Below are 14,564 nucleotides of genomic sequence, written 5' to 3'. Positions count from 1 at the left end.
ATCCCGCTTATTAAATATTAATATTTTAATACTATAAAATTTATTAGCTATTAACCGCCAATTTTACGAATAGTATTCATGCCGGTGTCAAAGAACATCTTATAGATGTTTGACATCATAGTTAATGTTTGTTGTTGTTTTTGCAGTGAGTTCTGCAAATCAACGTTAGCCAACTGCGCATCATCACCAACAGTATTTAGCTTATCCTCAAGTGATTTGAGTTCAGCATCAAGGTCAGCACAGGTATTGAGTTTACGTTTTTGATCAACCTGAACAAACGGCGGATAATCACTAATAACTACGGCATCAATACTGCCATCTTTGGGGTCGAGATCATAATCAGCGGCAGTGTAGGTAAGTGATGCTTCTTGATTTGGGTCTGTAGTAGTATTTTGATTATTATTGCTGCTAAATTTAGCAATAAATGAAGATTCTTCAACAGAATTAGTAGCAACATCAACAAGCGGTTTAATTTTTTCTTTAGCAGTTGTCCAAGAGGCAGTTGTAAGCGGTGTGGTACCAGCAAGAGCATTTTTAACTTCATCAGTTTCAAAAAGACCTTTAAATGCTGTTTCACCACTTGGGCAAAGTCTACCTGCTTCTATCATTTGATTACAGAAAGCTTGAATACGAAGCAAATGTGCCCTATCTGGAGCAGTACCCAATAGGTTAAAGATATCTTGACCTGTTACTGGGCCAGATGGATTACTCGCAAGATAATCATCAATAGCAGAACTTTGTAGAGATGAAACAAAAGCAGTTTCTTTATCTTTTGCGCCTTGAGTTGCTAATAAGGCTTTAACATCAGCAAGTGCTTTTGGCATATTAACAGCCAAATTGTCATGAATAACATAACTCTTTTTAAGCGCAGTAAATTCTGCCGAGGTTTTAAATTTCTCTATTGCTTCTTTTGCTGTAGGGCTTAATCTACCTGCTTTATCCATTTGCTCGCAGTAAGCGAAAATATCAGAGTATTGCATAGCCATTGTATGCGACCATAGACCACCGGTCGTTGGTACTGCTTCTAAAAGCTTAATTATATCTTCGCCTAAAATTGGCTCATTAGCATCTTTGCCTAAATCTTTAATCGCTTTAGCTATTTCTGGCGTCTGAATAACACCAGTTTCCATAGCCCTCTTAGAACGCAGCGCTGCTAAGACACCGTTGTAATAACTGGCATCACGGAAAGGATTATTTGCACTTGGGTATTCAGATTCAGTTATGGCCGCGGCAAGTTTGATTTGATACGCTTTGCCAAATTCAGAGTTTTTACCATAATTGGCAAGATAAGCACCATTGAACACAGAAGGTAAAGGACTATAATAAGCAATAGCCAATGCTTGCTCTGGGCTCATGGCATTGACAACTTTTTGGAATAAATTAGGATCAGCAGAACAATTTAGGTCTGCACCGCCGGCCAGTGATGTAATCACCTTTACCAATTCATCAGGCGTCATTAATGGAATAGCGTCTAATAAAGCTTCTATTTTATCAGGATTATCTTTAAGATAGGTTTCTAAATTGTCGCCTGTACCGGTGACGACTTTCATATGGGCAAGAAACTCATTTACGGATGCTGTAGCGCCTGGATAGTCAGCATCTCTTTCAGCTACCGTTGGATAGTATGATTTATGAATAGGAGTTGCAGTGCCATCAGGATCAGCAGCAATACCTTGAAGTGCTTTGAGTGCTTTTCGATATTCAGTACTATCAATGGGAAAGCCAGCATTATGTAGAGCTTGTTGTAATCTTGCGTTATACCCACTAGCGAATAGATTAGTAGAAGAGGTATTTTTTGCTAAATCTACTATTCGTTTGCCTGTTTGATTAGGATACTGATGTGGGGTTACTTCTGCTACAGCTAGTATTTGTGCATCAGTCATTGCAGCGATGACTTTATCAAAAAATCCTACTAGTTCAGTAGAATCGTTTGCAAAACGAAAATCCTCACCACCAATTGCAACAATTACCGTAGCTAATTCACTCGGAGTCATATAGGGAATGGCTTTAAGCAAATTCGCTCGCATTTCAGAATCAGTTTTTATAGCTTTTTCTAATTCATCACTCTTACCAGTAAATCGTAAAAATGGAGCAACCAACGCGTTAGCAGTTGGGTTAGCAGTAATTCTCTCTTCAGCTGTCTGATAAACAGTAGAGTTTAGTTTTTGAGGAGTTGTCCCATTAGGACTACTAGCACTAGTGGGATCACCATTTAAATCCGTGCTGCCACGCTCATCTTCAGGAACAGAGGCAAGCGCAGAGCTAATTTCGCGCAGTTTTGCCATATGAGCGCGAATAGCTTTTTTCTCAGCGTTAAAGAATTTTACTTTTTCTGCAAAGAAGCGCAAATCTTCAGTGGTTTGCATATATGATTCACGCAGCACGTATTCAATTAATGCTTCAACATCGCCACCGGTAACGTTAATGCCGCGACCGATAAGTTTGTCAACAAATCCCGAAAATTCAAATGCAGATTTATTTAATACTTCAGTTTTACTAAAAGCGCCCGAGCGTGCATTTGCTGAAGTATTCTTTACTATGGTGTTTAATGCCTTGATATCTACATTAGTTAAGTTAAAGGTAACTCGTGGACTAATAGTAATGTTGTTATTGATAGTAAAATATGAATCACCAAAATTGCCAATAGGCCCATCGATTTTACCGGCTGTTTCAGCAGCTTCAATTAATCTACTAAGCACCGTAGCATCAAATTCTTCACCCTCAGGTAAAGTGATTGATGCTTGAACCATGTCGCCAGATTTTACTGCAATCGGCTTATCAATAAAATTTTCATTAACTGCACCAGCTTCGTTTGTGGTTTCTACTGGTTGTATGTTTTCAGGCATACCAGTAGTTGTGTCATAAGTGATGGTGTAAGTTTTTGTGGGGTTACCAGAAATTGAATTGTCTGACATTGGTTATTCCTTCTGCTCGTATTGAGCTGCAAATAAAAAAAACAAACCCGCCCGATTCATCCCCGTTAGTGGATGATTCAGGCGGGTTAAGTTACAAATTATTTAGGATCTAAACACCAAGAGTTTGATGCCAGATTAGCCTAGTTAATAAATAGTACACAGCCGCGATGTAATTTGGCTATAAAATTACAAAAGAAGAGATCATTTTTTTTAATATCTTGTAACATATTGTTTTAAAAACTCTTTTTGTAAAATTAACAGCTTATATAGTTAAAATTTTCTCCTGTCTTAAAATGAGTGACAATAATGAATACATATTATAATACCCCCTAGTGATAACCATGGTTATAAATCTAAGCTGCAATTTCATGAATATGATTATTTGCCTGTATCAAAGTACTTCTATTAGATATTTGTATTATCGCAAGTTGCTATAGGATGTTTGTTTTATAAAAGTGGTGTCTTTTAACCTTTAATCTCATTTTTAAAGCAGCCCGTGTCATTATTTCGACCGCCACCACCGTCATTTCGACCGTAGGGAGAAATCTTGTGCTTTATATGCATATTAAGATCTCTCACTACGTTCGAGATAACATCCCCCTCGTTACACTCGGGATAATGACATGACCATAGCAAAATCGCTACTAAGCACCAATCTTACGTATAGTGTTCATACCAGTATCGAAGAACATCTTGAAGATGTTAGACATCATAGTTAATGTTTGTTGTTGTTTCTGTAGTGAATTTTGCAAATCAACATTAGCTAATTGAGCATCATCACCAACAGTGTTGAGTTTATCTTCAAGTGATTTGAGTTCGTTATCAAGATCAGCACAAGTTTCAAGTTTGCGACTTGAATCAACTCGAATAAATGGTGGCGAATCGCTGATGAAAACGGCGTCGATACTGCCATCATCAGGATCGAGGTCAAAATCAGCAGAATTATATTGTATTGAGAGTGCTGGGTCTGGAGCAACTTCATCATCATCATCGGTATCTTCTATAATCGGTGGTTCTTTAGCTGCATCAGCTTCAATTTCAGCAATCATGGCATCCCATTTGTCAACTGGAATACCAGTCATGCCTTTGTCTTTACATTCTTTAGCTAGTGTTTCGTATTTTGCAAAAATGGCCTTCGCGCCATCAGATAGTCGGCCCTCATTTTTATCAATAAATGCTTTAAGGTCATCAAACTCAACAGATGCTGCGTGTGCGTCAAAATCCTCGGTCGCCTTTTTAATAAGTTCAACCATTTCAGCGGCAGTAATTGTGCCACTAGCATTTTTTTCTAAGAGTTCATCAATGCTAGTGCCAGCAGTCTCATCAATAGATTTGCCAGTAGCTCTTAGTTGTTTTTCGCTCCATGCTTTAGCAGCGCCAGCATAATCAGTGCTGTCGATATCATAACCAACACTGTTTAGTGCTTGCTGTAATCTCGCGTGGTAAATATCGGTAAACTCAGAACTACTATGATCTAAGTCTACCATTCGTTTATTATCTTTACCGGCATATTGATCTGGGGTTACCTCGGCCATGGCAAGTATTTGCCCATCAGTCATGGCATTAACTACTTTGACCATATAACCTTTTAGATAGTCATCACTAAGGTTAAGATCTTTACCACCCAATGCCACAACCATTGTAGCTAGCTCTTGCGGGGTCATATATGGAATAGCTTTAAGTAACCTCTCTTGAATTTCAGGCGCATCTTTAAGATATTTTTCAAGCTCTGTAGCGTCGCTAGTGCCGTCAGTGAATCGTAAAAATTCGTTAACCAAATTACTTGCTTCAGGATTATCTTCGAATCGTTTTTCTGGAGTACTATAAACAGGAGGGGCATTATTAATATTACCAGCACCACCGGTAGCGCCACTACCACTTGTAGGCTGACCATCTAAGCCAGTGCTGCCACGTTCATCTTCTGGGACGGTGGCTAATTTTGAGCTAATTTCACGCAATTTAGCCATATGGGCGCGAATAGCTTTCTTTTCAGCATTGAAGAATTTTACCTTCTCAGCAAAGAAGCGTAAATCTTCGGTGGTTTGCATATAGGATTCACGTAATACATATTCGATAAGTGCCTCGATATCGCCACCAGTAACGTTAATGCCACGACCGATTAGCTCATTTACAAAACCACCAAATTGAAATGCCGTTTTATTGAGGGTGCCATTTTTTGCAGCGGCAACAGAGTTATTAATAATGCTACGTAGTGCTGACTTATCGGTTGCATTAAGCGTAAAGCTAACTCGAGGATCACCCGAAGGATTACCAATAGTAAATTCAGAATCTCCTAAAGCACCAATAAACCCTTTAATGGCACCGGCTTGATGAGCCAAAGAAACCATTGAGTCGATGACTTGCTGGGTTAATGATTCACCTTCAGGAAGAGTTACTGATATTTTAATAGTTTGATTAGCTAGGCTCGCATCGCTTAAAACAAAGTTGTTAACTATATTTGGATCAACATTTTTTGTTTGAGTTTGCGAAACCACACCACCATTAACTGAAGAAATATCAACGGTTAATGTATATTTAACGGCGCCTGAATCACTTATTGCTCCTGTAGTCATTTGCTTGTCTCCTGTACTGCTAAAGAAATTGTGGTTAATAAACAAACCCGTCCATGGCGCTACCTTTTTTGCAGAGCCAAGACGGGAACTTTAGTCATCAAAGTGGGTCCGTCCTCCAAGAAATAGGAGGTGGATAATTTGTTGTACACTTGCTTTCTAATTGATGGCTATTAAATTTTAAAAAAAGTTATTATTTTGTATTCAGGAATAATCTGAGGATCATCTTTTTTTATTGCCAGCATTATTAACAATATCAAATTCGTTGGTTTTTAAGCTGGTTAGCAGATCACGAAAGGCATTAAGAGTAGAATGAATACCTTGAGTTTGGGCGCCACTAAGCAACATAGCTTTAACTAATTCAGTGATTTCTGAGATAGTGCCAATACGTGTTTGCTCAATTTCTTTGCGAATGCTTTCTATGCGTGCTTCGAGTTCACTTATGATTTTGGGGTAATTTTGCGCTTTATCACGCATAAAAATTTCAATGGTTTGCAGGCGAGGATCCTTGCCGCTAAAGGCAATCGGAGTTTCATTATTGCTTGGTTGGGCCTTTGCTTTAGCTATGGCTTTGCCACGTAGCTCGTCAAGCACCTCTTGGGTGTCACGACCACGACGCATCTCAGGATTAACGTCGAGACTTTTGCGAACTAGTTCATCTACTATTTTTGCTTCTTTTTCTGTCAGTGAATTATCAGTAGTGCGCTTAAAAGCCATGTGTTAGTTTATGCCTCCAGCGTGGTACTTAACACAGCCGATGAATAAGACCAATTGCAAGATAGTTACTTGGCGATCGCAAAGTTAATTTTTTTAATTGTCAAGAATAAGTTTGTATAAAAGAGCTGATAATGGCAACTTGCAAGTGCCGTAGAGGTCTGCCATTTTTATAAAAAAATTTTACCTAAGGTTTTAGCCAATGGTTACGCATTTTAAATTACCTAAAGATGATATCGAATATATGCTCAAAATTGCGGTTGAACATTATTCTGCATCTCGCTGGCCTGAAGCAGAGCGAATGCTGCGTGGTATATTAGCTATTGAGCCTGATGAATGGCGAGCCTGGCAGTTATTGGGTTCAATATTATTACTGCAAGGTTTTCGTATTGCAGCCGATGCTGTATATCGTCGTTGTTTAGAAATTAATCCTGACGATATGTACTCATTAGCAGCGGTTTCTGAAATAGCTCTTGATGCTATGCGTTATAGTGATGCTGAAAAATATATGAAACGTCTTTTTGAGCTTGATCCTGAAGGCAAACATTCAGCCGCAAATCGTATGCGCTATGTATTGGCACAAATGATCAAACAAAATGAAGAAGCTTTTAATACTAAAGCAGAGCAGCAACAGAGTCCCAAAGTAGAAAAATCTGCTGAGACAACGCAAAAACAAGATAGTAATAAGTAATTACTTAAGGGCGATTTTTTGCGTATATAGCATTAGAGTTTTTTTTAAAGGACCAACTTAAAGCTACTATGCGAAAAAAAGTTGGAAATCGCTACGAAGTAATCGAAGAAATCGGTCAAGGTGGTAATGCATTTATTTATAAAGCTTTTGATACCTACTTAAAACGTTATATGGCACTTAAAATATTAAAAGCCAAAAGTGCTACTACCGAATTACGCACGCATTTTTTGCATGAACAGCAGATTATGGCCGGATTGCAGCATTCAAATATAGTACAGGTTTTTGATTGCTCCGACCCGCAAAAACAGGTGCCATACTATGTAATGCAGTACATAGAAGGCCAGTCGCTACAAACGTTAGCTACCACCCAAAAATTACCAGAGTCTGTTTTAGTCGCGTTAATCAGTGAAATTGCGGCAGCCTTGGCACATGCACATAGCAAAAATATAGGTCATGGAGATCTTAAGCCTGCTAATGTTCTTATTAATAATGATGGGCGGGTGGTTTTGATCGATTTTAATAATGCCCAGCCAAATAATACCAACAGCATAGAAGTGAATACATCTGCGCATGATTCTTCGTTAATTGGCACGCTTGATTATTTAGCTCCTGAACAAATTCGTAACAAAGAAACAAATTTATCATCAGATATTTTTGCGCTTGGTTGTGTGGCATATTGTGCCGCTACTGGGGTTTCACCTTTTGCTCATGATGATGAAGTAGAAATCATGCGCAAAATTTTAGATGGCGAATATCGACCATTATCAGAACTGCGCTATGATTTATCAGCAGTATTCACCACCTTGGTTACTGGTTGTTTGCAGCTAGAATGTGAAAAGCGTTTTAACGCGCTACAAGTAATGCATATTTGTGAACAATGGCTATGTGCTCATGGCACCACTGCATTTAGAGTTTTAAATAAATTTTTGTCTTAAGATTTGTTTTTCGGGCGTCGATACGGCACGTAACGGTTAATTATATTTTCAATGAACCATTCATAGCCATATTTAATTTTTAACCATAGAGAATTTGTTTTTTGATAAAGGGTCTGCTTTGCTGATTTAGCCCCTTTTGAAAGAGTTCGTTCGGCAATTTTAATTGATTTTTGTGCTGCTTCAGCTTTTTGGCTAGTAGCTTTTTGTATTGCAGCAATAGCATTTTCTACAACAAGTTGTGGTTTGCTGGCATTTTCAGCAGATAATTTTTGACAAGTGTTTTCTTCTCTTAGACTTTTTGTTGCTAAAGCTTTACTTGCTTCAATTAATAATTGCAGTAGATGATTATCTTGTTCTGCTGTTGTTTGAGTTTTGGTGTTGCGTTGATAATCATTAATACCAAATTCAATTTCTTTTGCCACGTAAGCTTTATTTGCCCAACCATCACCACGCAGCGCTGTATGATAGGCAATAATCATGGGCAATAATGGAACATCAGCAAGTGCATAAGTAAGATGCTGGCCACCTTTTATTAAAGACTGCCCGATGGGGCCTACACCGAAAACAGCACATCCAAGATAGCCAAGCAAATAATTACTGGCGATACTGCCACCCTGAAATTGCGCAAAAATCCAATTTCGGTCCCAAAGTTTGTCACCTTTTGTGGTAGTTAAACGGTTTCTTAAGTCAAAAACAGAGCCCGTTTTAAACATATAGTACCACCAGATGAAATCATTTTTATGGGTTAAGGCTAGAGGTAATAGCTCTTTGACCATGCATGCAACTAAACCATGTTGATCAACCCCGGAAATTTTTTTAGGTCGTTTAAGCAGTGCTTCGTATCTTCGAATTATACTATCAGCATTTTTTAACTCTGATTTGTCAGGACACTCACCCGGCGGGAGCATTTGTAAAATATGAAGAAGCGTGCCCTCTTTTTCACTGAGTATTTCGTGGTAGCGCTGCTCATCAAAATCATTAGGGAAAATTAAAACACGTTCATCGTTAATGCCCGACGATGTATTTGGATCTGCTTGCCAGGAACTTAGCGATGTCATTGCTTGACCAATATCCTGCTCGTTAAAACCAGCAGCCTTCCAGGTGGCCTTCATGGTAGCCAAAGCACGCTTATCAACGGTGCCTTGTTCTTGCTCAACTAAATCAAGTAATTGTTGCGATTCTTGCGCTATAACTGCACCCTGAATCGCAGCTTTTACTTTTTGTTTTGTTGCTAAATTACCTGATTTATCGGTGTTTGATGCTAATTCTACTTTTTTACTATCTGAATAAAGCGAATTAATAATTGCGTTGTTATTTGCAGGCGTTGTTTTTATTTTACGTTTAAGAGTGGAGGATTGCCTGGGAGCGGTGCCAGAACCTAATTGGCGGCTTTGTTTCATTGGCTACCTCCAAAAGTAAAAAAGCCCTCAATAATATAAAGTTAATAAAACATGCGACTAAATGACATTACATTAAATAAATACAAGGGTGTTGCACTATTTGGTTGTCAGTAGCACGCTTTAGCTTAGGATCATAGAGTTTATTGTATTGCTATCGATGCGGTTGAGGTAATGCTGGCGTGTTCTTCACCAACACGATGTCCATAGGCGTAATACCCTGGAATCGTTACCGGAAGTCTCCCGGTCATAGGAGCTAAACCAAGTAGCGCCTTAGCGGCAGCTTCTTGAGAATCATTAAGATAGCTGTATGTACAGACATAGGCATCTATTTGTGGAATGCTTGCCAAGTAGTATGGTGAGGCAAAGCTTACTAGCACCATGGGCATATTTTTCATTTTGCGCAAAACCGCCTTAGCAAGCTCTACTTGATAGCGATTTATTGCTGCAACGATTACCAAATCAGCGTTATAAGCTAAATCAGTTGCACGATTGATATCAGCCAAACGGCGCTCACGATTTGGAACATAAGGTACTTTAAAAGTGACAATATTGCGTTGTTTGGCCATGCGCTGCAAAAATGGACCAGGAGGGGCCACTACTAAAACGCGACGATAAGGTATGGGTTGTAAGGGTAAAAGATTACCGTTATTGCGAACTAAAGTAACAGATTCACGTGCGATACGCTCGGCAACACGAGTGTGAATCGGATTTTCATTACGTTGGCTAAGTAAATCATTTAGCGGTTCAAGCTTACGATCAAATAGGTGACGCTTTGCTTTAACCATTAATATGCGTCTTACTGATTCATCAAGTCGTTGTTTAGAAATTTCAGAACTGCGAGCTGCCGCTAAGAGGGTTTGATATACTTCTTCTTTCATATCAGGCATCCATAAGACCATAGTCATATCGGCGCCTGCTTTTATTGCCATGACTGCCGCACGTCCGGCTCCGTAACGTGCGATAATGCCCTGCATTTCAAGACCATCAGTAAGAATGAGGCCATCAAAATCTAAACGTTTACGTAATATATCCGTGAGAACAACGTGAGAAAGTGTTGCTGGGGTATCAGCGGTTTCGGCGATACGAGGCAAGGCGATATGCGCAGTCATAACCGCATCAAGACCAGCGTTCATCGCACGCCTGAAAGGATGTAGCTCTATTTGTTGCAGGCGTTGCATGCTGGCTTTAACTGAAGGCATCGAAAAATGTGAATCAGTAGTGGTATCACCATGACCCGGAAAATGTTTTGCCACGGCCACAATACCTTGTTCTTGTTGCCCTCGTACAAACCATGCACCTAGTTTACCAACCAATTCTGGGCGTTCCCCATATGAGCGAATGCCAATTACTGGATTAGATGGATTAGAATTTACATCAAGCACTGGTGCTAAATTCATATTAAAACCTAACAAGCGCAGATCAACACCTAATGCTTGTCCAGCAACATAAGCCAGTACGCTTGAGCGAGTGGCGCCGAGTGCCATGTTACCAGGAAGAACCATGGCACCGTCTTTAACGCGTACAACGTTGCCACCTTCTTGGTCTAACGATAAGAAAATAGGAATATTATCTTTGGTAAGTTCATGCAGCTCTCTGGTAAAACGAGCGGTTTGTTCAAAATTTACAATATTGCGTGAAAACAAGGCAACACTGCCAGCATGACGCTTAACCAGCCAATGAGTTATTTGACGATTTATTTTCGTACCACCAAAACCTATCATTAATAATTGACCAACTTTTTCTTCAATCGTCATTGAAGCGAGGATTTTTTCAACGTCTACCGGCTCACCCGGAGCAGGCAGTTGTACCGCATAACTAATCGTTGGCAGAAGGGCAGCTAACACCAATGCAGCTAACAAATTGCGGATAGGTTTTGCCAAATATTGCACGAGTAGCTACCACTAACCTTTCAATGGAATTTTACCATTAATAGATAAATGTGCGGGTATTTCACTGGCTAAAGGGCCACTTTCTAATATTAAGCGTAATTGTTTGAGATAGCTATGAAATTGTTGCAAATCGTCAGCTTTAAGAGCATTGCCTCGTTTGAATTGTTGCAGTGCAGGATTAACAAAACTGCCATTTTTCATCAAACCATAATGCAAGTGGGGACCGGTTGATAAACCAGTGTTGCCGGTAAGGGCAATTATGTCTTTTTGTGAAACTTTTTGCCCAGTTTTAATTAATATTTTTGATAGGTGGCCATATTCTGAAGCCCAACCATTAGCATGGCGTATTTGAACATATTTCCCATAGCCAGAGCGCCATCCTGTACGAGTTACTTTACCATCACCTACAGCAAAAACTTTCGTACCTACCGGTACACCATAGTCAATGCCATTATGAGCGCGGCTATAACCTAAAATTGGATGTTTGCGTAGACCAAAGCCACTAGTGACTCGGCCATATTTTAAGGGAGTGCGTAAAAGCTGTTTGCGCAATGATTTACCATCACTATCATAATAGGATGCAGTTGCAGAAGGATCATTTGGGTTTTTGAATAAAAAGGCTTCATGTTTAGAGCCATTGGTAATAAAGTACGCGGCAATTATTGCATCAAAGCCAATCGCTTTATCTTCAACGAAGTTTTTATCAACTAGCACCGCAAAGCTGTCACCTGGTTGAAGGTCAGAGTAAAAATCGATATCCCAAGCAAATATTTCAGCTAATTCAATCGCCAGGCTAGGATCTTCACCACTTTCGCCAATAGCCTCCCAAAGGGAGGTTTGTATTTGCCCACGTATTAGAGTGCGAACTTTAGTAACTGGAATATCAAGACGAGAAGCTTGCCAAGTATCATTTTTCTTTTCAGTACGAATTTGATCAGTAGGACTGCGACAAACATCCAAAGACAATAATTGGCCTTGTTGATTTAAACACGCTTTAAGTTGGTCACCAGGTTTGAGACGACGAAAATTAACTAAAGGCTGCAAACTAGTAATGGCTGCTGAAATGTCGGGTGTCGCAATCCCTACTTTACCGAGGGTTTGAGCAACAGTTTGGCCGACACCTAAGTTAACGGTAGTAGTAATAATTTCAGGTATGGGTGCCGGTTTTGCTATATCTGGTTGTTTTATAATGGGCTTAAAAACTAAAGGCGCAGTAATAATGCTGGTTTGGGGTACAAGTTTTGGCTGTGTTGGCATTAGGCTGCGGGGATCGCCGTGGTAAATAAATACCGCCAAATTGATAGCAAGCAACAAGATGAGTATCAAAGTGCGTAGGCTCAGCTTTACGCGATGACGTCCTTGCTGACGATGTGGTTGATAAGTATAATCGCGAGTCAAAATATATTTTCTCCCTTAAAAAAATGTAATTACAAGAATCAAGCTTTTTACACACTTATAATTGGGGACACACCCTAAGTTTATCATGGAGAGGACAACATATAAAAAAAGTTGAAGCTAGTTAAGAAATTGGCAAAAAAAGTTAGATTTATGGCTGCATAAGCCGGAAAGATTGATCAAATATAATTAAAGTATAACCATCGCCTTTTACTTCATCAAGACCATGCTCGGTAGTAAAAGCAGTGGGATCATCATTTTCAACACGTCGGCGAAACACTGTAACAAATTGACCTTCAATAAAATCGACCTCAACAGTTGCTTCAACCGCTAACGGTTGGGCTAGTAGATTTTCTGCATCACTATAACTTTTTTTGTTGTGAATACGTAACTCTTCGATTTCAGTTTGAGTGCGATTCCAGATAGTTAGCGTTGTTTCTACTGGTGGTTGTTTATCTGGGCCAGCTGCACAACCAGTACTGCCGGTAATAGCTAAGACTAAGATACTAATCACTGCAATAAATAAAGGGTATCTGCCAAAGTACATAGCTGTATCCCTATATTAAAAGGTTATAGCCAACGATAACCGCATAGTCATTGCGGTTAAACTGGCAGCAGATACTTCACGCAATGGTCGCTCATATTTTGCTTTAATTTCATTGTAGATAACTTCACCTTCAAACTGTAGCGGTCGATCAAAAGTGAAAGAACGATAAAATTCATAATCACCAGCTAAAGTTAGCGCGGTATGTAAGCGCGGAAACTCAAACCCCAAACTAAGACCTGCTGCACCACTATTAAGCAAGTCAAAACCTTGGTGAGTTGCGTTATAACGTGCAATTTTTGCGTTAACGCTGCGATATTCAAGAATATTAATGCCAATATTGGCTGAGGCGACAAAAACCGTGGTTGAGTTGCCGGTAACTAAATCATATCCAAAGCGTAGACCACCATAACCACTTTTTAAAAGCAGTCGATATACATTTGGCGCACTACAATCTAGGGTGGCACCTGTTGCGGGGTTACTACAGACCGCAGCAATTTCAATGCCTCGCTCAACTTTAGCTTCAGGTAAAGTACGACGAAAATCAGCTAATTCGATTTCTTGTGATATAAAGCCCAATGCTGGGGCAACATAAAATCCGGTGGTACTTGGAGGCCCGAATATAGAAATACCCCATCCTTTTTGAGAAGCTTTGCCAGCAGCAACTTCGACATTATTACCGTTTTCGTCTTTTACAGTAGATGATACTTTAGCTTTTCCATAAAAAACGCTTGCTTGAACACCACCTAAAGCGTGCAAGACAAGTTGCGTTATGTTGCTGGTTTTTTCTTGGCGTTCATAAATTAGGTGAAAACTATCATCCTTGTTTGTTAGCGGCTCTTTTGGCGGTGCATTATCAAAGCTAGCTGGTGAGTCGGCGTTAGGGGCAGTATTTCGACGAATATATTCTTGGTTTGCAAAATCTGCCGTTGCGTTAAAGAGATCACTATAAGTTTGCGCATAGGCATTTTCAACGTAAGCTCGTCGATAGGGGCCCAACCAAACCGCGCAGAAGTTTTTAGTGGTAGTTTTTGAAAAAGTTTCACTTTGATGGTCTGGTTGTACTACGTCAACATCAATGCGTCCCTTAATTTCACCCCACCATGGCGCCAAAATACCGTAGGTTATAAGATCTAAAATCCAAGTACGGTGGGTATGGCGTTCTAAAGATAAATTTATATCAAGCATGATAATCGATTGGTCATTTTCAGGCACAACTTTAGGCTCGCTAAGAGTTATTGGTGTGCCTTTACTAACAATAAAATCACAAACCCATTGTCGTAATTTATTTATATCTTCTTGGTCATCATCATCGTGCTCGTCTAATCCGGCTACGGTGAAAGAACGCAGAAGTATGGTTGTTGAAGCGTTGGGGGGTGCTATTTGGCACAGGAGTTTTCACTGATGCATTTGGCACAGGAGCTTGAGCGGTAAGACGAGCGCTGCAAGAAGCTGTGGCGAAGGCACCTAAGAGTGTAAGGAGTGCTATTAGCTTAGAGATCTGTTTTAGT

Annotated in this window: 11 protein-coding genes; 3 read left to right on the top strand and 8 right to left on the bottom strand. The window is 39.7% G+C overall.

The window, feature by feature from the left end; translation table 11 throughout:
- Positions 1–50: 50 nt before the first annotated feature.
- From JW841_17740 to JW841_17730, 3 genes are all read right to left on the bottom strand, one after another.
- Entirely contained in the window at positions 51–2,915 is a 2,865-nt protein-coding gene (locus JW841_17740) for a hypothetical protein (protein ID MBN1962777.1), read from the bottom strand.
- 644 nt (positions 2,916–3,559) lie between these two features.
- The gene (locus tag JW841_17735; protein ID MBN1962776.1) at positions 3,560–5,488 is read right to left on the bottom strand and encodes a hypothetical protein; all 1,929 of its coding nucleotides are present in this window, start codon (positions 5,486–5,488) and stop codon (positions 3,560–3,562) included.
- A 219-nt stretch (positions 5,489–5,707) separates the two neighbouring features.
- Positions 5,708–6,202, bottom strand: a complete 495-nt coding sequence (locus tag JW841_17730; GenBank protein MBN1962775.1) for a hypothetical protein — start codon at positions 6,200–6,202, stop codon at positions 5,708–5,710.
- A gap of 199 nt (positions 6,203–6,401) precedes the next feature.
- On the opposite strand from JW841_17730, the gene JW841_17725 reads away from it, so the two are divergent.
- Both JW841_17725 and JW841_17720 read left to right on the top strand, forming a co-directional pair.
- On the top strand, positions 6,402–6,890 hold the full coding sequence (locus tag JW841_17725; GenBank protein MBN1962774.1) for a hypothetical protein: 489 nt from the start codon (positions 6,402–6,404) through the stop codon (positions 6,888–6,890).
- Between the two features lie 68 nt (positions 6,891–6,958).
- Complete coding sequence (locus tag JW841_17720) at positions 6,959–7,825, top strand: serine/threonine protein kinase (GenBank protein MBN1962773.1); 867 nt, start codon at positions 6,959–6,961, stop codon at positions 7,823–7,825.
- On the opposite strand, the gene JW841_17715 is transcribed toward JW841_17720, so the two are convergent.
- The 5 genes from JW841_17715 to JW841_17695 form a co-directional block, all read right to left on the bottom strand.
- A complete protein-coding gene (locus tag JW841_17715) occupies positions 7,822–9,225 on the bottom strand; it encodes a hypothetical protein (GenBank protein ID MBN1962772.1) in 1,404 nt (467 codons plus the stop codon). The two genes, JW841_17720 and JW841_17715, sit on opposite strands and share 4 nt — an antisense overlap.
- Positions 9,226–9,365: 140 nt before the next feature.
- Positions 9,366–11,105: a beta-N-acetylhexosaminidase gene (gene nagZ / locus JW841_17710; GenBank protein ID MBN1962771.1), complete on the bottom strand. Its 1,740-nt coding sequence runs from the start codon at positions 11,103–11,105 to the stop codon at positions 9,366–9,368.
- A 21-nt stretch (positions 11,106–11,126) separates the two neighbouring features.
- Positions 11,127–12,512 carry a M23 family metallopeptidase gene (locus JW841_17705; GenBank protein MBN1962770.1) on the bottom strand — a complete coding sequence of 462 codons (1,386 nt, stop codon included), beginning with the start codon at positions 12,510–12,512 and terminating at the stop codon, positions 11,127–11,129.
- A gap of 148 nt (positions 12,513–12,660) precedes the next feature.
- Positions 12,661–13,056: a hypothetical protein gene (locus tag JW841_17700; GenBank protein ID MBN1962769.1), complete on the bottom strand. Its 396-nt coding sequence runs from the start codon at positions 13,054–13,056 to the stop codon at positions 12,661–12,663.
- Positions 13,057–13,071: 15 nt separating this feature from the next.
- Positions 13,072–14,241, bottom strand: coding sequence for a hypothetical protein (locus JW841_17695; protein MBN1962768.1), 1,170 nt, complete (start codon positions 14,239–14,241; stop codon positions 13,072–13,074).
- Between JW841_17695 and JW841_17690 the strand changes: the two genes are divergently transcribed.
- Entirely contained in the window at positions 14,240–14,458 is a 219-nt protein-coding gene (locus JW841_17690; GenBank protein MBN1962767.1) for a hypothetical protein, read from the top strand. The genes JW841_17695 and JW841_17690 overlap by 2 nt on opposite strands.
- Positions 14,459–14,564: the final 106 nt, after the last annotated feature.

This window comes from Deltaproteobacteria bacterium, from assembly GCA_016931625.1.
Lineage (GTDB): Bacteria > Myxococcota > XYA12-FULL-58-9 > XYA12-FULL-58-9 > JAFGEK01 > JAFGEK01.
This window is presented reverse-complemented; position numbering and strand designations above follow the sequence as displayed.

Bases quoted from the DNA above. Each gene is read 5' to 3' on its own strand.
- JW841_17740 (MBN1962777.1), bottom strand. From the start codon at position 2,915: ATGTCAGACAATTCAATTTCTGGTAACCCCACAAAAACTTACACCATC.
- JW841_17735 (MBN1962776.1), bottom strand. From the start codon at position 5,488: ATGACTACAGGAGCAATAAGTGATTCAGGCGCCGTTAAATATACATTA.
- JW841_17730 (MBN1962775.1), bottom strand. From the start codon at position 6,202: ATGGCTTTTAAGCGCACTACTGATAATTCACTGACAGAAAAAGAAGCA.
- JW841_17725 (MBN1962774.1), top strand. From the start codon at position 6,402: ATGGTTACGCATTTTAAATTACCTAAAGATGATATCGAATATATGCTC.
- JW841_17720 (MBN1962773.1), top strand. From the start codon at position 6,959: ATGCGAAAAAAAGTTGGAAATCGCTACGAAGTAATCGAAGAAATCGGT.
- JW841_17715 (MBN1962772.1), bottom strand. From the start codon at position 9,225: ATGAAACAAAGCCGCCAATTAGGTTCTGGCACCGCTCCCAGGCAATCC.
- JW841_17700 (MBN1962769.1), bottom strand. From the start codon at position 13,056: ATGTACTTTGGCAGATACCCTTTATTTATTGCAGTGATTAGTATCTTA.
- JW841_17690 (MBN1962767.1), top strand. From the start codon at position 14,240: ATGATAATCGATTGGTCATTTTCAGGCACAACTTTAGGCTCGCTAAGA.
- JW841_17695 (MBN1962768.1), bottom strand. From the start codon at position 14,241: ATGCTTGATATAAATTTATCTTTAGAACGCCATACCCACCGTACTTGG.